Source organism: Eubacterium sp. CAG:156 (assembly GCF_000434315.1).
In the GTDB taxonomy this organism is placed as follows: domain Bacteria; phylum Bacillota; class Clostridia; order Lachnospirales; family Lachnospiraceae; genus Eubacterium_U; species Eubacterium_U album.
On the sequence record NZ_FR878152.1, the window covers coordinates 73,068 to 89,774 of the forward strand.

Annotated in this window: 16 protein-coding genes and 1 tRNA gene (1 of these 17 cut by a window edge); 5 read left to right on the top strand and 12 right to left on the bottom strand. The window is 31.6% G+C overall.

The genetic code is table 11. The features are described 5' to 3' along the window. Positions 1-10: 10 nt before the first annotated feature. A complete protein-coding gene (locus tag ABMA45_RS04785) occupies positions 11-826 on the bottom strand; it encodes a glycosyltransferase (protein WP_022088749.1) in 816 nt (271 codons plus the stop codon). Positions 827-842: 16 nt separating this feature from the next. After that, positions 843-2,216: an exopolysaccharide biosynthesis polyprenyl glycosylphosphotransferase gene (locus tag ABMA45_RS04790; RefSeq protein WP_022088750.1), complete on the bottom strand. Its 1,374-nt coding sequence runs from the start codon at positions 2,214-2,216 to the stop codon at positions 843-845. Between the two features lie 241 nt (positions 2,217-2,457). On the opposite strand from ABMA45_RS04790, the gene ABMA45_RS04795 reads away from it, so the two are divergent. Both ABMA45_RS04795 and ABMA45_RS04800 read left to right on the top strand, forming a co-directional pair. Further along, the gene (locus ABMA45_RS04795) at positions 2,458-3,843 is read left to right on the top strand and encodes an LCP family protein (RefSeq protein WP_022088751.1); all 1,386 of its coding nucleotides are present in this window, start codon (positions 2,458-2,460) and stop codon (positions 3,841-3,843) included. A 191-nt stretch (positions 3,844-4,034) separates the two neighbouring features. Beyond that, positions 4,035-5,096, top strand: a complete 1,062-nt coding sequence (locus tag ABMA45_RS04800) for an undecaprenyldiphospho-muramoylpentapeptide beta-N-acetylglucosaminyltransferase (protein WP_022088752.1) — start codon at positions 4,035-4,037, stop codon at positions 5,094-5,096. Positions 5,097-5,177: 81 nt separating this feature from the next. On the opposite strand, the gene ABMA45_RS04805 is transcribed toward ABMA45_RS04800, so the two are convergent. The 3 genes from ABMA45_RS04805 to glf are packed head-to-tail and all read right to left on the bottom strand — an operon-like array spanning position 5,178 to position 7,788. After that, complete coding sequence (locus ABMA45_RS04805) at positions 5,178-5,594, bottom strand: HIT family protein (RefSeq protein WP_022088753.1); 417 nt, start codon at positions 5,592-5,594, stop codon at positions 5,178-5,180. Positions 5,595-5,598: 4 nt separating this feature from the next. Beyond that, entirely contained in the window at positions 5,599-6,678 is a 1,080-nt protein-coding gene (locus ABMA45_RS04810; RefSeq protein WP_022088754.1) for a rhomboid family intramembrane serine protease, read from the bottom strand. A 9-nt stretch (positions 6,679-6,687) separates the two neighbouring features. Beyond that, a complete protein-coding gene (gene glf / locus ABMA45_RS04815) occupies positions 6,688-7,788 on the bottom strand; it encodes a UDP-galactopyranose mutase (protein ID WP_022088755.1) in 1,101 nt (366 codons plus the stop codon). 276 nt (positions 7,789-8,064) lie between these two features. Here glf and ABMA45_RS04820 point away from each other — a divergent pair, with 276 nt between their 5' ends. Beyond that, positions 8,065-8,520: a GtrA family protein gene (locus tag ABMA45_RS04820; protein WP_022088756.1), complete on the top strand. Its 456-nt coding sequence runs from the start codon at positions 8,065-8,067 to the stop codon at positions 8,518-8,520. 212 nt (positions 8,521-8,732) lie between these two features. Here the strand turns inward: ABMA45_RS04820 and ABMA45_RS04825 are convergent, their stop codons facing one another. Genes ABMA45_RS04825 through ABMA45_RS04835 form a run of 3 tightly spaced genes read right to left on the bottom strand, consistent with a single transcriptional unit; the run spans position 8,733 to position 11,075 of the window. Further along, on the bottom strand, positions 8,733-9,323 hold the full coding sequence (locus ABMA45_RS04825) for a DUF5662 family protein (protein WP_022088757.1): 591 nt from the start codon (positions 9,321-9,323) through the stop codon (positions 8,733-8,735). Continuing rightward, entirely contained in the window at positions 9,323-9,796 is a 474-nt protein-coding gene (locus ABMA45_RS04830) for a hypothetical protein (RefSeq protein WP_022088758.1), read from the bottom strand. Before ABMA45_RS04830 ends, ABMA45_RS04825 begins: the two co-directional genes overlap by 1 nt. A 34-nt stretch (positions 9,797-9,830) precedes the next feature. After that, positions 9,831-11,075, bottom strand: a complete 1,245-nt coding sequence (locus ABMA45_RS04835) for a glycosyltransferase family 2 protein (protein WP_022088759.1) — start codon at positions 11,073-11,075, stop codon at positions 9,831-9,833. Positions 11,076-11,318: 243 nt separating this feature from the next. Here ABMA45_RS04835 and ABMA45_RS04840 point away from each other — a divergent pair, with 243 nt between their 5' ends. Then, on the top strand, positions 11,319-12,428 hold the full coding sequence (locus ABMA45_RS04840; protein WP_022088760.1) for a CapA family protein: 1,110 nt from the start codon (positions 11,319-11,321) through the stop codon (positions 12,426-12,428). On the opposite strand, the gene ABMA45_RS04845 is transcribed toward ABMA45_RS04840, so the two are convergent. After that, positions 12,425-13,273 (bottom strand): ATP-grasp domain-containing protein, encoded by an 849-nt coding sequence (locus ABMA45_RS04845; RefSeq protein WP_022088761.1) that lies wholly within the window; start codon positions 13,271-13,273, stop codon positions 12,425-12,427. The two genes, ABMA45_RS04840 and ABMA45_RS04845, sit on opposite strands and share 4 nt — an antisense overlap. Before the next feature lie 28 nt (positions 13,274-13,301). Then, a complete protein-coding gene (locus tag ABMA45_RS04850) occupies positions 13,302-14,180 on the bottom strand; it encodes an ATP-grasp domain-containing protein (protein ID WP_022088762.1) in 879 nt (292 codons plus the stop codon). A gap of 379 nt (positions 14,181-14,559) precedes the next feature. On the opposite strand from ABMA45_RS04850, the gene ABMA45_RS04855 reads away from it, so the two are divergent. Beyond that, positions 14,560-15,288, top strand: coding sequence for a hypothetical protein (locus ABMA45_RS04855; protein ID WP_022088763.1), 729 nt, complete (start codon positions 14,560-14,562; stop codon positions 15,286-15,288). Between the two features lie 52 nt (positions 15,289-15,340). Here the strand turns inward: ABMA45_RS04855 and thrH are convergent, their stop codons facing one another. Together thrH and ABMA45_RS04865 are read right to left on the bottom strand one after the other, a co-directional pair. Next, on the bottom strand, positions 15,341-15,940 hold the full coding sequence (gene thrH, locus ABMA45_RS04860) for a bifunctional phosphoserine phosphatase/homoserine phosphotransferase ThrH (protein ID WP_118565787.1): 600 nt from the start codon (positions 15,938-15,940) through the stop codon (positions 15,341-15,343). Positions 15,941-16,665: 725 nt separating this feature from the next. After that, positions 16,666-16,707, bottom strand: a tRNA-OTHER gene (locus tag ABMA45_RS04865); it runs 60 nt beyond the window's last position.

Sequence of the window (16,707 nt, forward strand, 5' to 3'; positions counted from 1 at the left end):
TCTCATTACCTTACTTGCGTAAAAGTTTTGCATATATGAATTTTCTAACTTTATATGGGACTATACTCACAATACTTCTTGCTACCGTATCACCTATAAATTGCCCTGTTGTTATAAATCCAATATCTTTTAAATGCTTTTTAAATTTATATATATAGGATATATATTTTAATCCTCCACGGCGTTTGTACATTCCTTCGCCTGCTCTCATATACAGCACCGGTTCCTTTACATTATATCCTATGCATCCGTCATTTAACATTGTTGCCCATAAATTATAATCCTCAAAATATGTATAATCTTCGTACAATCCTGATTTTAAAACTGAACTTTTTTTATACATAACTGCCGGATGATTAAATGGGCTTCTTTTTTTTGCAAATTCAATAATCTGCTCTTTTTTTTCAGGAAGCTCTCTTTTGGCAGTCGGCTTATCTACGCTTTCATCAAATTCCACAATAGTTCCGCTAAGAATATCTGCTCTATTTGCTTCCATTGCTTCTAACTGGCGTTCCATTCGGTCCGGCATACTGATGTCATCGCTATCCATTCTTGCAATAATTTCGTTACTGCACTGCTCAATACCTTTATTTAATGCCTTTGCCAGTCCCATATTTTTTTTAAGAGTAACTATTTTAAATACACCCGGGTATTCTTCCACATACTCTTTTATTGTATTATCCAGTTTTTCTGTTAAAGGGCCATCTTTTACAATAATAAATTCATTTGTTTTTACAGTTTGATTTAAAATACTGTCTATGGCCTCTCTTAAGTTTTCTGCCTGTTCCTTATAATAAACAGACATTAAAACAGAATAATTTTCCAAAGTTATAACCCTGCCTTTATTTTTTCAATACATCTTTAGTTATTGTCGCTGTCTTCTGATTCTTTTCAACACCTTCTGTATTATCTTTCATAAACATAATCTTAAATGTCATAAGAATAAGTTTAATATCAAGCCAAAAACTATAATGTTCTATATAATATAAATCTAATTTCAATTTATCATATGGTGTAGTATTATATTTTCCATAAACCTGAGCAAATCCTGTAAGTCCGGCTTTAACCTTAAGTCTAAATGAAAATTCAGGAATACTTTCCAAATACTTTTCAGCAATTTCCGGTCTTTCCGGTCTTGGTCCTACAATAGACATTGTTCCTAATAATATATTAAATACCTGTGGAAGTTCATCTAAATGAGAAGCTCTAAGTACTCTTCCGATTGGAGTAATTCTGTCATCTTCCTTAGCCGCCAATCTTGCTCCGTCTTTTTCACTATCTACTTTCATACTTCTAAATTTAAATATCTTAAATTTCTTTCCATCCAAAGTAAGTCTTTCCTGAGTATAAAATACAGGACCTCTGTCGTATACCAAATCACAGATTGCCACAATAATTGTCAAAATGATTGTTGGAATACAAAGTATAAGTGAAATAACAATATCAAAAATTCTCTTGATTACTGTCTGTTCCCATTTTAAAGCCTTGCTCTTGGTAATAAGTAATGGTGAATCAAATATATTATTTGTTTCGGCACCCATTAAAATAATGTCTGATAATTTAGGTGTTACATATACCCTTTTTCCGCATCCATAACAATATTTTAATATTTCATTTCTACTCTGTGCCGGTATATCACAAAGCAATACTGCTTCATGCTTTCTTATTGCCTTATATACATTCTCGTTGCCTTCATCTATATGAATTGATGCCTTAATGTCATATTTGTCTTTACGGGAGTTCATTTTCTTTACTAACCCCTCAGAATCTCTATCACAATATACAAGCAACAAATCTCTTGGTGGATATAACCATCTGTAGACTAATTTTGCAAAGCAGCTCCAAATTAATGCACATAAAAGATTGTCAAAGCTCATTCCTAAAATAGGAGCTACATTAACCATCTTTAATGAAAGCATTGAAATCTGCAAATACATTACCACATTAACAAATCCGAATGATAAAATCTGAGAAAATACCATATCCCCAAATCTTAATCTGCTTATTTGAAATGCTCCATAAACGTTTGCAAACACGCCAAACAATAATGCATATAAAAAAACAATTACGATATGTCCTTTAAAGAAGAACATTCTTGTTAAACCTTCACTATAATAAGTGTCCCAAAAATGCCAGAACGTATAAGTCTGCGCTACAATTATTATTGCCTGAAGCAACAATATAATACATCTTCTAAACGCACTTGATTCCCTCATAACTACTCCTGTCCGTTTAAACTACTACTATTTATTAGTGTACATAATTCTATTAATTTTATCAAAGCCTATAATGTTTGTCAATTAATGCCATATTTGTGAACTTTTTAAAATTTTCTTAATTATTGACATCATCGCCTTCATTAGTTTGTTTTTTTTTATTCAATATAGTATAATTACACAGCAAGTACGCTTGTATTTAATTACAGGCTGATTTTTCTCATTTATTTTGGAGGTACATATGAGCAAATCAAGAAATGAATATAAATCTGTATATGGTAAAGATTTTAATTCAGATTATTCAGATTCAGGAAAGAAAAAGAATCCAAATAAAGTTAGTACAATATTTGGAATTATATTATCAATATTACAATTAGTTACTTCAGTCTTTTTAATGATTAAACTGGTAACTATCAACATTTTAACAATGCCACTTACAATTGGTCTTGGCGTTGTTCTTGGAATATTCTTCTTAATTACAATTATATTTGCAACAAGGGGAACTATTTTAAGACGTATAGGTAAGATACTTTCTATTATAGTTATTATTATTTGTCTTTTAGGTACATATTTTGTTGCACCTTTAACAAAAATTATTGATACTAAAGGGGCTGCCGTTTCTGAAGACCCATTTGTTGTGTATGTTTCAGCAAGTGATACTTTTGGCGAATTAACTGACTCTAATTCAAATGGTCGTTCAGACACAAATATTTTAGCTATTGTTAATCCTAAAACAAATACAGTTGCTTTAATTTCAACACCTAGAGATTATTATGTGGAAATTCAGGCAGGTAAAAATATTGCTGCAAATTCATACGATAAACTTACTCACTGTGGTTTATACGGAAGTGGTGAACCGGCAGAACCAACAAGTCCTAGTGAATGGGGTTGGGGACAGGAAGTGACATGGAAGCCGGGTTATCAGGTTTTAATGAACACATTATCTAATTTATACGGAATACAGATTAATGGTAAAACTTTAACAACTGACAGTCCTGAATATCATTATCTCAGATTAAACTTTACAGGATTTTCTGAATTGATTGATGAATTAGGTGGAATAACTGTTAATGTTGAAGAAGGTTTCAGCACATATACTTATGCAAACTACACTGATAAAGATATGCAGACTAATAAATCAAAACGTAAGAAATATACTTTTACTAAAGGTAAAATGAAAATGGATGGAGCAACAGCTCTTACATATGCACGTGAGCGTCATTCATTTGCAAGTGGTGATGTTCAGCGTAACAAAAATCAGATTTCAGTTATAAAAGCAATGACTGATAAAATGCTTTCAGTTTCAACTTTAACTAATTACAATAAAATTATTAATGCAATCGGTTCAAGTTTTACGACTGACATGGATTTAGGTTCTTTAGCAAATCTTCAATTAAAGAAACAGTTAAGTGCCGGTTACAATGGCTGGAACATTGTTTCATACAGTGTTAGTGGTTTAAATGACGGCTATAAACAGTGTACTTGGAACGGACAGAATCTATCTGTTTTGTCAATTGATGAAACTTCTGTTGCCAATGCTTCTTCTATCATAGAAAAAGTTTTAGGTGGAGAAGATTACGAAACTGTTCAGGCTTATGTAGACAGCTTGAATGCAGATAAAAAATAAAATTATATGTTGTTATATTACGACACTCATGGGGTCAAAATGTGATTTTGGCCCCAAAATTATGATTATAAATCAGGAAACAATTTAAGTTTTGTTAAACTAAAATTAACAAAGTTTATTAACTGTTTTCTACGATTATCCACCAACCATTAGGCGGAGTCATTACATATTATGCAAGGAGATGTATTATTATGAAAAAGATTATTCTTACAGGCGGTGGTACAGCAGGACATGTAACACCAAATATAGCATTAGTTCCTAAATTAAAAGAAGCCGGTTTTGACATTAAATATATCGGGTCTTATAACGGAATGGAAAAACAATTAGTCGAAAAAGAAGGTCTAAACTACGTAGGAATTTCTTCAGGTAAGTTAAGAAGATATTTCAGTTGGCAAAACTTTACTGATCCTTTCCGTGTAATTAAGGGATATTTTGAAGCTAGAAAAATTATTAAGAAATATAAACCGGACGTTGTATTTTCTAAAGGCGGATTTGTAACTGTTCCTGTTGTTATGGCAGCAAGTGCTTACAAAATTCCAACAATTATTCATGAGTCCGACATGACTCCCGGTTTAGCAAATAAAATAGCAATGCGTTACGCAACTAAGGTATGCCACACATTTCCTGAAACAGCTAAATTTCTTGGAGATAAAGCAGTATTTACAGGTTCTCCATTAAGAGAAGAATTGTTTAAAGGAAACAAAGTTAATGCTCTTAATATGTGTTCATTTACTACTGACAAACCTGTTTTATTAGTCGTAGGTGGAAGTCTTGGTGCCAAAAAAGTTAACGATGCAATTCGTGCTGCTTTACCACAATTACTTGAACATTTTCAGGTTGCTCACCTTTGCGGCAAAGGTAAACTTGACGAAAGCCTTGTAGGCACAAAAGGTTATGCACAATTTGAATACATAAGTGATGAAATGAAAGATTTCTTTGCTATGGCAGATATTATTGTATCCCGTGCCGGTTCAAATTCAATTTGCGAAATTGCAGCACTTAACAAACCAAGTGTTTTAATTCCATTGTCTGCAAATGCAAGTCGTGGCGACCAGATTTTAAATGCAAAATCATTTGAGAAGCAGGGATTCTGTGAAGTAATAGACGAAGATACAATGACAACTGATGTTCTTTTAGATACAATTAAGAAAGTTTATGACAACCGTGCTGATTACATTGAATCAATGCGTGTTTCCGGACTTTCTAATGGTGTAGACACTATTATTTCGTTAATCAAGGACGTTACTTTATAAATTAAAATACCAAATTTAAAAAGGCTTTCACCCACATGAGTTTGCTCATAAGTGGGTGAAAGCCTTTTAATTCTGACATCATTATAATAAATCTTTTGCCTTGTTTATAATTTCATCGACAACAGCCTGGTCAACTTCATTTTGAACCCATTTGATATTTGCTGTATCGCCTTTATATCTTGGAATTATATGCATATGGAAATGGAATACAGTCTGACCTGCAATTTCACCATTATTCTGCAAAATATTAACTCCTTCACATCCTGTAACTTCTTTTAATACAGTTGCTATTTTTTTAGCGAGTACAAATACTTTTGAAGCTGTTTCTTCTGAAAGTTCAAATACGTTTGCCGCATGCTCTTTTGGCAAAATAAGAACGTGTCCCTTTGTTGCAGGACTGGCATCAAAAATAACTCTAAAATCATCATCTTCATAAAGTGTATTTGTTTCAAATACGCCATTTGCTAATTTGCAAAAAATACAATCATCATTTACCATTGTCTTACACCTCTGTCTTTCTTTTATTTATGCAAAGGATTATTGCAAGCACTGCTCCGGCTATAAATCCACCTATATGTGCTACAAAATCCACTGTTTCCTGAAAACTTCCAAATATAAGAAGGAAAACAACAAATGCTATTCTTCCTATGCTGAATTTTCTTCCATCATCACGATTCATAATTATGAACACAATAAACGCTCCAAATATACCATATATTGCTCCTGAAGCTCCTGCGCTTACCGCATAATCCGCTATATAATAGTGATACACAACAGATGCTATACTTGCACAAAGTCCACTTACTAAGTAAATTCCTGCAAAATGTCTTTTTCCAATTTTAGTTTCCAATTCATTTCCTAAAACAGCCAACATAAACATATTATTAAGTAAGTGCTCTGCTCCAAAATGCAGAAACATAGATGTGAAAAGCCTGTAAAACTGACCATTCATAAGCACATCTTCATAATTGCTTGCGCCTATCTTTATCATATAATCAACATCTTCCGTGTTTCCAAATATTTGAGCAATTATAAATACAATTATATTTATCGCTACCAATAAAATTGTTATTATCGGAATCTTTTTCTTCTGTCTAAAATGGTCTGTTATGTCTACAATTTCTCCATTATTATCTCTTACCTTAACCTCATTCCAGTCATATTCATATTTTCCATCTGAGATGTCAGTCTTTTCAAGTTCACTTTCTACAATACTTCTTAATCCTTCAAAATCATCCGGCTGGTTTTCATAGATTAACAACTTTTTTGTATTTAAATCAGCTATCCAGAATTTCATGCCATGTTGCTGAAACCATTCTACATTTTCTTTTCTATCGGTGATAATTATATAAAACGCTTCAAAGCTTTTTCCACCGGTCAATAGAATTTTATTTTCCACCTCTTTTGTAGATTCCACAACCTCTTCATAATTAAGTGCATTCAATCCCCAATTTTTAACTATGACACAAAATTTTGCTTCGCCATCTTTAAATCTAAACATGCAATCTGCGGTAACAGTATTTCCTGAAATATTTTGATATCCCATTTTCTCTAATGTATGCGTTATTGTATGCTGAATCATAGAAACTCCTTACACCAATTCTCTCTCTGCGCAATCAAGCGCTGCCTCTATTACCTTATCCATATCATAATATTTGTAATTTCCAAGTCTTCCACCAAAAATTACATTTTCTTCTTTATCTGCCAACTCTTTGTACTGTTCAAATAACTTTCCATTTGTTTCATCATTAATTGGATAATATGGTTCAATTCCCGGCTTCCATTCTGATGAATATTCTTTTGAAATAACCGTCTTTGGCTGATTTCCAAATTCAAAATGCTTGTGTTCAATAATTCTTGTGTAAGGTACTTCTCTTTCTGTATAGTTTACAACTGCATTCCCCTGATAATTATCAGTATCTAAAACTTCTGTTTCAAATCTTACAGTTCTATATTCAAGATGTCCTAATTTGAAATCAAAGTATTCATCAATCATACCTGTATATATTGTTTTTTCAGCAATATCAGGATGTAGTTTTTTAAATTCAAAGTAATCTACTCCAAGTTCTACCTGGCTTCCTTCTAACATTTTTTCAACAATTTCAGTATACCCACCAATAGGGATTCCCTGATATCTGTCGTTAAAATAATTATTGTCATAAATAAATCTAAGCGGAAGTCTCTTTATAATAAATGCCGGTAAATCCTTGCAATCTCTTCCCCACTGCTTTTCAGTGTATCCTTTTATTAATTTTTCATATACATCTGTTCCAACTAATGACAATGCCTGTTCCTCTAAATTCTTAGGCTCACTAATATTCAAATCCGCTTTCTGTTTTTCAATAATGGCCTTAGCTTCAGCCGGTGTTGCAATATTCCACAATTTACTGAATGTGTTCATATTAAATGGCAAATTATATAATTCATCTTTATATCTTGCCACAGGAGAATTTATGTAATTATTAAATTCTGCAAACTCATTAACATAGTTCCATATTTTCTTATTACTTGTATGAAAAATATGTGCACCATATTTATGAACATTAATATCTTCTATCTTTTCGCAATAAATATTTCCGGCAATATGGTTTCTTTTGTCGATTACAAGACACTTCTTCCCTGCCTTAGTTGCTTCATGGGCAAATACTGCTCCAAACAATCCTGCTCCTACTATTAAATAATCAAATTTCATTTTTCTTTCCTTTTCTTTTAATATATTTCTTTCAAATAATACCCTTGTTTGTATACTAATTTCCTAATATTACTTTTTTATTTTAACTCTTTCAAATACTCTTTAAATTTCAAACTTCTAAAGAACAATTATACAGCAGGTTAGGATATTAGTCGACAATTTTATCAGTGCAACTTTCCTATCTATTGAACCGCTGTTGTGCCTATGTTATACTATAAAGGTTGTATTTAGTACATTAGTACATAAACAACATAATACTATATGGAGATTAATATTATGAAAAAATTTTCGGAATTATTTATTAAGTACAAAGAAATTATTATGTACTTAATTATGGGTTTTGCAACTACTTTTATAAGCTGGGTTTCTTATTCAATTTTCACCTTCGTATTCTCAGCGTTCTCCGATGACACAAATGTATTACTTTCAAGTATTGTTTCATGGACAATTGCTGTTATATTTGCATATTTCACTAATAAAATATGGGTTTTTGAAAGTTACAGCTGGAAACCTTCTTTTGTCATTGCTGAATTTGGCAAATTTATTTCCGCTAGAATTTTCACCGGTATAATTGAGGTTTTTGGAACACCTCTCCTTGTAAAATTAGGTGTAAACGGAACAATTTTCGGTATAAAGGGAATGGTTAGCAAAGTTACAATAAGTGTTGTAGTTATTGTCTTAAATTACGTTTTAAGCAAACTTGTAATCTTTAAGAAAGAAGTTGAAAATTAAATACATATAAAAATGAGCATCAAAAGTGTATTTTATAATAATTTGATGGCAGGGTCAAAAGGTCTTTCACCCACTCATGATCAAGCTCATGTGGGCTTAAACCTTTTGACCTTGGCATCACAAATTTAATCTAATACACATTATGGTGCTCTTTTTTTACTCTTTGTTAAGCATTTGATAGCCCATGTTTATTTATTATCTACTTAAAAATGTTAATAATTTCGCAGGCTTCGTTTCAATTTAATATGTTTTTTCTTTTCAATTCTAAATTTTTTCATTTGCTCCCTAATGTAGGCAAATGTAGCATCCTCACCTTCACTGGCAAGCATTTTCAAAAGTTTTTCAATCTCATCCGATGTTTTTGGATGGATTGTTCTTTGACCATGTTTTGCATTAAAGTAATCTATAGGATCAGTTTCCTTATATAAACTTCCATTATAAATCTTACTTGCAGCAACTCTGTCACAAAACATTTCCACTACATAATTATAAGGCATTTCTACCGGATCATTTCTATGAGTAACATTGCTATAGTCCATCCAATACTCAAAATGATGTTTATTTCTTCCTTTATGATGTAACCATGCGACAGAATACCCTTTATCAATTCGTTCACCTTCATTAGGGCTTTTTGTACCTGTATAGTATTTAACTCCAGGTATAAATTCTGTTGGTGAATATTTTGACAAGTCATGTCTTAACCCCTGCCAAAGTATCCCTGCTTTCTTACAATGTTTTATAACCATATGCCTATGTTTCGTTATTGTTCTTAAATGTCCAAAAAAATTGTTAACCACGCTCATTATTTAGATTCTCCATCAAGATTAATTTTAGGCAGATTATCGATTGCACTGTTACTACTATTTTCTGACTCTTTATAATCAGAATGTACACCCATAGCCTTCCATTTGCCATTGTATTTTATGCAATCAACTATATACTTCTTTTCATCTCCTGTGCTTGTCATTAATTTTACATTAACTACGCAATAATCTTCTATGGAATTTTTATTATCTACTTCACTTCCATACAGTTCCTTAGCTTTATCCAGATCTCCATGATATTTTACTTCTGCGCCTTTAACCACGAGATCATAATCCATCTCCTTTAAAAGACTCTTTACATAGTTCTTTGCAGCGTTTGTTGGTTTATGAGTACTTAAACTTGTGGTCGACTGAATAACAGCTACCACAGCAATCACTATAATAGCAACTACGATAAGACCTATTAAAACAGTTATTCCATTTTTCTTAGTTTTATCTTTCTTTTTTGACATTTATTCACTCTCTTATTTTTTATTATTTTATATTTTACTTTTTACCTTTTATGGCTTTCTTTATTAAGCCTGGTAAATAAGTAATTGCTTTTCCAATTTTAAAACTCGTACTATTTTCAATTTCTGCAATTCTAGCTTTGAGTCTTGAAACCTGAGCTTTCAAATTTTCTTTTGCAATCTTTAATTTTTCATTCTTTTCCCTTAGTCTGTCATTTTTATCTTTAAGTCTGTCATTTTTCAATCTTAGCTGATATCTTGAATTCTTTAATTTTCTAACTTCATTTATTGCCCCCTGATACTCGCACACCATAAATTCTATTGCTGTACTTTCCTTCATTCTCTGATATCTGTTATAATCTTTTTCATTATAATAAAACTCTTTATCTTCAGGATAATTCCATTCCTTAAACACTTCATTTTTATACTTATTGTAAAGTACTTCATATGATTCAAATTTAGTCTGAACACTTAAGAAATAAAAGCATGCACGCATTGCCTTGTTAAGAAAACTCTGTCTTACTTTATCAAATCCTGCTTCATCTTTAATTCTATCATAAGTTTTTTTATAAGCCTCATATACACATAATGGGGTCTTAGAATTTCCACCAATAAGGCTTGTTGATAAATTAATTCTATACTGAATTACGCTTTCTTTAATGTAAGTAAATGTGTTTGCATAGAAAAAAGCTGTCATTACAAAATAGTTATCATTCGCCCTTTGTATCTGCTGAAATTCAAGATTATTATCAGTAATTAATTCCCTTTTAAACATTTTATTCCATGGAACATTTGTTGAAAAATTAAACAATACATCTTCAACATCCTCTTTAAAAAACGGAGTTTTTTCAGGAATCATATCATATTTAATGTATACATTATTCTTCAAAATCTTGCTGGTTTCATTATCATAGTAATCAGCCGGGCAAATACATATATCCGCATCGTCTTCTACTATTTTGTCATACATTTTTTCCAACGCTTCCGGAAGAAAAATATCATCTGCATCCCAAAATACTAAATATTTTCCTGATGATTCTCTGAATCCGTAATTTCTTGCAGCACCTGCAAAACTGTTTTGCTGATGCAATACTTTAACTCTATCATCTGTCTTACTTATTTCTTCAAGAATCTCTCTTGTTTTGTCAGTAGAACCATCATCTACAAATATTATTTCTATATCTTTAAGAGATTGTCCTAAAATATATTCTGCAGTCTGTCTAATAAAGGCTTCTGAATTATACACCGGCACAATTACCGATACTTTAACTTCTTTTTCCATTTCGTTATCCCTCCGTTTGAAATGATTTTTATCATTCGTGATTATAGCACACAGGCTATCTTTTGTCATTAAAACGAATATTTCTTAAGGAAATGTTAAGTTGTAAAATAATATGTATTCGTTTATATTTAACGTGTAAACATAAAATTTAAAATAAAATATAATACTATCGTTTTCATTTGTTCAAAATCAGAAGATTTTAATATGTTATATTTTATTTTACACTATAAATACGGAGGATTTATGAATAAAAAGCAATTTATTTTAGGTTGTGCACTTTCAATATTAATTATTGTTGCAGTAATATCTGGCACTGTAAAATTACTGGAACCTAAACATACAGAACCTGCTTATAGCACTGATGTTTCCAATGAACCTTCTAATAATTTAGCCGAATCTACTACTGAAGAGCCAACAACAACCAATACTTTTACAATTGATTTAAGTTTTATTGGAGATTGTCTTTGCGCAACAGATGAAAATACATATTATGCAAATTGTTTTAATGACGTTGCTGATGAAAAGAAGCCTAAATATTTTCTTTCTAAAGTCAGTAACATTTTCCTTAATGACGATTTTACAATGGCTGATTGCGAAAATGTTTATTCAGATAGCAAGAATTTAAAAGTACGTGATAAGGGACAATATGCTGACCCCGGAATGAGAGCTTTTTGGTTTAAATCTGCTGCAAAAAATGCCGCAATTCTTTCTGCCGGCGGAATTGACGGTGTTTCGATTTCAAATAATCACATTAATGACTATGGCGAGCAGGGACATTCTGATACTAAGGCCGCACTTGATGCAGCCAATGTAAAATGGGGCGAAGAAGGCTCTAATATTTATTTTTCAAAAAATGGATTTAATATTGCAATTCTTTGTGTATCTATGTACAACTCTTACGCTGTAGATTCAATTAAAGAACTGCTTACAGAAGCATCAGAAAATTCTGATTACCAGATTATATATTTTCACGGAGGAGAAGAAGCTATACATGTACCTGAATCATGGAAAAAACAGGCCTGCCACGATTTAATCAATGCCGGAGCTGATTTGATAATGGGCGACCATCCTCACGTGTTGCAGCCAATGGAAAAATATAAAGGAGTTACAATTATTTACTCTCTTGGTAATTTTATTTTCGGTGGTAACAGGCATCCTGAAAACAGGACAATTATTTACACACATAAGCTTACAATAACCGATGGAGTTTTATCTAATCAGTCCGGTAAAATTATTCCCTGTTATGTATACACAGGCGACACAAATAACTGGCAGCCTGACATTATAACTAATAAGGCACAAAAGAAAAAAGTTATTAAATTTATGAAAGGAAAAGCTGATTTGCCATATTAATTTTTGGCAATGCATGACTTCTTTAATTCTTTCATCATATATTCAACCTGCATTTTTACGATATCTATATCAGATATGCTATATAACATTCTGGCACCGGCTGCATCTTCTATTTCATTAAATGCAGCCTGCCCATTGTTAAATATAAAATCTATTGCAGCAAAATCCATTGGTAACATTTGTGTAATTGTGTCTACATATTTTCTTTCAGTCTCATTTAAATCATATAAAGAAACATTTCCGCCCAGGCTATAATTACTTTTAAAGCTTTTTTCTGAGGTTCTTAAAACTGCTGCCACCACTTTATTCCCTATTATATATACTCTTACATCTTTTCCTAAATCTGTACAGCATTGTTGTTTTACAAATTTATCATTTTCAATTTTTTTAATTGCAATCTCTTCATCGTCATTTGAATTAATCATAAATACCTGACTTCCACCATGACCACTACAACTTTTTAACACATAAGGATATGAAATCAAATTGTTATTAACATTTACACCACTTATTAACATTAGTTTTTCATATTCCGTTGGCATAAATGGTACTTTTCCCTTTAGGAATTTATATGTTAAGCCTTTATTGTTTGCAATTCTTGTTACTTCAGACGAATTGAATACCCTGATTCCGATTTTTTCATACTCTTTTGAAATTATATAATCCCTGCTTCTGTTTATTACAAAATCAGGTTTTCCTAACTCCATTTTATGTTCTTTATAAATTTTATCTGTCAGTACTAGTTTTATATCTACACCAAAATCTGCAAAGGCTTCTTTATGCATTTCAACATACATTTTATTTTTCTGTGCATCGTTTTTTTCATAAATCATGTAACCTGTCATAATTAACAACTCCAAACCAGACTTTGTATTATAATTTGCACTTATCTATAACATATTCAATAATTGTATCAGCAACATTTATGCCTGTGCAATCACATATATTCTTAAAGTGTGCATTGGAATTCACTTCGCAAAAAATCGGTTCATCATTTTCTCCAAACATCAAATCAACTCCTGCAAAATCTAATCCCAGTGCCCTGCACACGTTTAATGCCATATCCTGTTGTTTTTGTGTTGGATTATACTGTTCCATTTTTCCACCATTGGTTATATTCGCTCTAAAATCATCCTCGTTTAAACGCTTCATTGTCGCGACTACTTTATTTCCAACTACATTTAATCTCAAATCCTTACCTACTGAACTTTTTACAAATTCCTGCATTATGAATTCATTTCCATCTATTTTTTTTATTGTATCTATGGCTTCCTGATGATTGTTAACTTTATACACCTGTGCTCCAAACGAGCCTTTATTTGCTTTTATTATGAACGGAAATCCTAGGCTTCCTTCAACCTGCATTAAAAATGCATAATCTGAATATTCTTTTTCAAATGTCATTGGTGACATGAATGTTTTTGGCATCTTTATCTCTTCATTTTTTAAAGCAATAAATGTTAATGCTTTATCGTCGCAAACCTCAATTGCCCTTGCATTATTGAATACTTTTAATCCTGTTTTTTCCAATAATCTTGCTAATTTGTAATCCTTATCCCAAAATATTACAAAATCCGGCTTGTTATTCCAATCTACTTTCCCACTTTCTATTCCAAGAATTGATAGCAACCTGTCATTAGTCATTATTTTCAATTCACAATTCTGTTTTTTTGCTGCAATTACAAGCCATTGGTATATTTCATTAAATTTATCACTATTTAAATATCCGTTAACTACAAGCCATCCCTTCATTTTGTCCACCACCTCTTAATTATAATTTTGTACTATTATATCTTTTTTCTTATAAACGTAAAGAACGGTTAGGGCCCCCTTGCCTTAACCGTTCCGGACTGAAAAATATGTTAGTATACTTATGAACCCTAGGAGTGGTTCTATTTTACGATTCTTCGTAAAATCAAGTATTAGGTACTACGTGTTAAATTATATCAAATTTCTAAAATATATAAAGTATATTTTCAATGTTTTTATTGATATTTATTAATATTTTTCTTTTATTAAGCGATTTTATGTATATTTTTGTAAATAATCATATGAGATATTAATTTTCTATTGTGATTTTTTAATTTATTTACTATTATTAAAATAGATTTTTTTACTTAAGGAGGGTTTTATGTCCGATAATAATAACAACGATAATAAATATTCAGATGTTTCATCTGACAATATTTCAACAAACAATTCTAACAATAACACTTCTTCTAACAAGCATATTGCTGAAATTATTACTATTGCACTTTTAGCTATAGTTTTAATTTTCTTTGTTGTTCAATGTTCCCGAAATAAAAACGAGTCATCATCAACTTCAGGAACAATCGCTGCAAGTTCAAGTTACTCCGGCACTACTGTTCCACCTGTTGTTGTTCAGAATGAAAGCGGTGACCAGACAGAAATTGCGGATTCAGAAATTAATTTTAGAAACATTAGTTTTGCATCATCCATGGATGAAATCAAAGCATTAGAGAGTAAGTCCGATGATACTTTAGATAATCCAGATGATTCATCATCAGTTGATGGATATACTTATCTTACATATTCATTTAATGGTAAAAATGACCCTACAGCATTCGGAACTGTAGCTAATGTTTCCGACGCTTCCGCATCTTTAGTTTATGTATTTAAAGATAACAAACTTATAGAAGTTCGCTGGCAATATGGAAAGTTAGATGCTTCAGCTTATGATTCAATTATCGCTGATGCTTCGTCCCAATTTGGTCCTGCTACTTACAGCAGAGAATATTCAAATGGATACAAAGAATCCTGGTGGAGAACTAAAGATGTATTAATTTCATTTTTGTATCAGGACTCAGGAATTTCAATTTACTATAAATCTTTTAACTAAATATTATATAGACAAACAAAAACCACATCAAATTGATGTGGTTTTTGTTTGTCTATAATGCCTTCTTAATTGCATCCATTAATTCATCATATGTTTCAAATGCAGGAAGTTCAGGATATTCTTTCTTTATTTCCTCTGTACTTCTAAATAAAAATCCCGCTTTACTTGCTTTAATCATTCCAAGGTCGTTGTGACTATCACCGCTGGCAATTGTCTGATATCCGATTGACTGTAACGCTTTAACTGTTGTAAGTTTTGAATTTTCAATTCTCATCTTAAATCCTGTGATTTCACCATCTTCAGCAACTTCTAATGAATTACAGAAAATTGTAGGATATCCTAATTTTTTCATTAAAGGACCTGCAAACTGTGTAAATGTATCACTTATAATAATTACCTGAGTCATTGCTCTAAGTTCATCTAAAAATTCCTTAGCACCTGGCATAGGATCAATCTTTGCAATTGTATCCTGTATTTCTTTAAGACCTAATCCATGTTCTTTAAGAATGTTAATTCTATATTTCATAAGTTTATCGTAATCAGGCTCATCTCTTGTTGTTCTCTTAAGTTCAGGAATTCCTGTCTCCTCTGCAAATGCAATCCATATTTCAGGAACTAAAACTCCCTCTAAATCCAAACAAACAATGTTCATATCCATAATTTTATCCTCCAATTATTTTACTCAATTTTTTATTATAACAAATTCAACTTCAATTGTACATTTTGAAGTTATTTTTTTATTTAAACCCTCCCATAACTTAATTGACATGCCATTTTTGCAGTATTATCATATAAATTTATTTAAATATTATATATTTTAATATACATATAAATTTATGAAACGTATAAAAATAGTGTTTTAGGAAGTGATTTTTACCCTTATGGCAGAAAAAAACTTACAAACTACCTTAAATTAAAGTATCTCTGCTCTAGAACAGGAACGTCAATTTTTAGAAGTTCTTTGCAGAGACTATACTTCTGTGTATTACGCTGATTTATTAAATACGGATATGGATTAGGACTTTCTATTGGTAAGGAATTAGTTAATCTAATGAATGGAAGTATTGATGTCAGAATGAATGATTATATGTCTAAACCGATTGCTATCAATAAATTGCTGGGTATTCTTGCTAAGTATGGGAGAATCTGATGCGGCATTCGCTTCTTTTCTAACGCAATGAGTTCACATACAGTTCGATTCCGCTTCGCTACATCTCACTGATGCGGCATTCGCCGCATCACCAAAAAAGGAACAGGTTCTTTCTGAAAGCAAGCTTTCTCTAGAACCTGTTCCTTTTTTGGTGCATGTGGACTCATTGCTTACGCACAAAAAAAGCACCATCCCCGTAGTTGCACTACAGAAACGGTACCCGCAAATGCGCGATCAGGGGCTCGAACCCTGGACACCCTGATTAAGAG

Bases quoted from the DNA above. Each gene is read 5' to 3' on its own strand.
- ABMA45_RS04805 (WP_022088753.1), bottom strand. From the start codon at position 5,594: ATGGTAAATGATGATTGTATTTTTTGCAAATTAGCAAATGGCGTATTT.
- ABMA45_RS04795 (WP_022088751.1), top strand. From the start codon at position 2,458: ATGAGCAAATCAAGAAATGAATATAAATCTGTATATGGTAAAGATTTT.
- ABMA45_RS04835 (WP_022088759.1), bottom strand. From the start codon at position 11,075: ATGGAAAAAGAAGTTAAAGTATCGGTAATTGTGCCGGTGTATAATTCA.
- ABMA45_RS04830 (WP_022088758.1), bottom strand. From the start codon at position 9,796: ATGTCAAAAAAGAAAGATAAAACTAAGAAAAATGGAATAACTGTTTTA.
- ABMA45_RS04790 (WP_022088750.1), bottom strand. From the start codon at position 2,216: ATGAGGGAATCAAGTGCGTTTAGAAGATGTATTATATTGTTGCTTCAG.
- ABMA45_RS04810 (WP_022088754.1), bottom strand. From the start codon at position 6,678: ATGATTCAGCATACAATAACGCATACATTAGAGAAAATGGGATATCAA.
- ABMA45_RS04850 (WP_022088762.1), bottom strand. From the start codon at position 14,180: ATGAAGGGATGGCTTGTAGTTAACGGATATTTAAATAGTGATAAATTT.
- glf (WP_022088755.1), bottom strand. From the start codon at position 7,788: ATGAAATTTGATTATTTAATAGTAGGAGCAGGATTGTTTGGAGCAGTA.
- ABMA45_RS04825 (WP_022088757.1), bottom strand. From the start codon at position 9,323: ATGAGCGTGGTTAACAATTTTTTTGGACATTTAAGAACAATAACGAAA.
- thrH (WP_118565787.1), bottom strand. From the start codon at position 15,940: ATGAACATTGTTTGTTTGGATTTAGAGGGAGTTTTAGTTCCTGAAATA.
- ABMA45_RS04840 (WP_022088760.1), top strand. From the start codon at position 11,319: ATGAATAAAAAGCAATTTATTTTAGGTTGTGCACTTTCAATATTAATT.
- ABMA45_RS04800 (WP_022088752.1), top strand. From the start codon at position 4,035: ATGAAAAAGATTATTCTTACAGGCGGTGGTACAGCAGGACATGTAACA.
- ABMA45_RS04855 (WP_022088763.1), top strand. From the start codon at position 14,560: ATGTCCGATAATAATAACAACGATAATAAATATTCAGATGTTTCATCT.
- ABMA45_RS04845 (WP_022088761.1), bottom strand. From the start codon at position 13,273: ATGACAGGTTACATGATTTATGAAAAAAACGATGCACAGAAAAATAAA.
- ABMA45_RS04820 (WP_022088756.1), top strand. From the start codon at position 8,065: ATGAAAAAATTTTCGGAATTATTTATTAAGTACAAAGAAATTATTATG.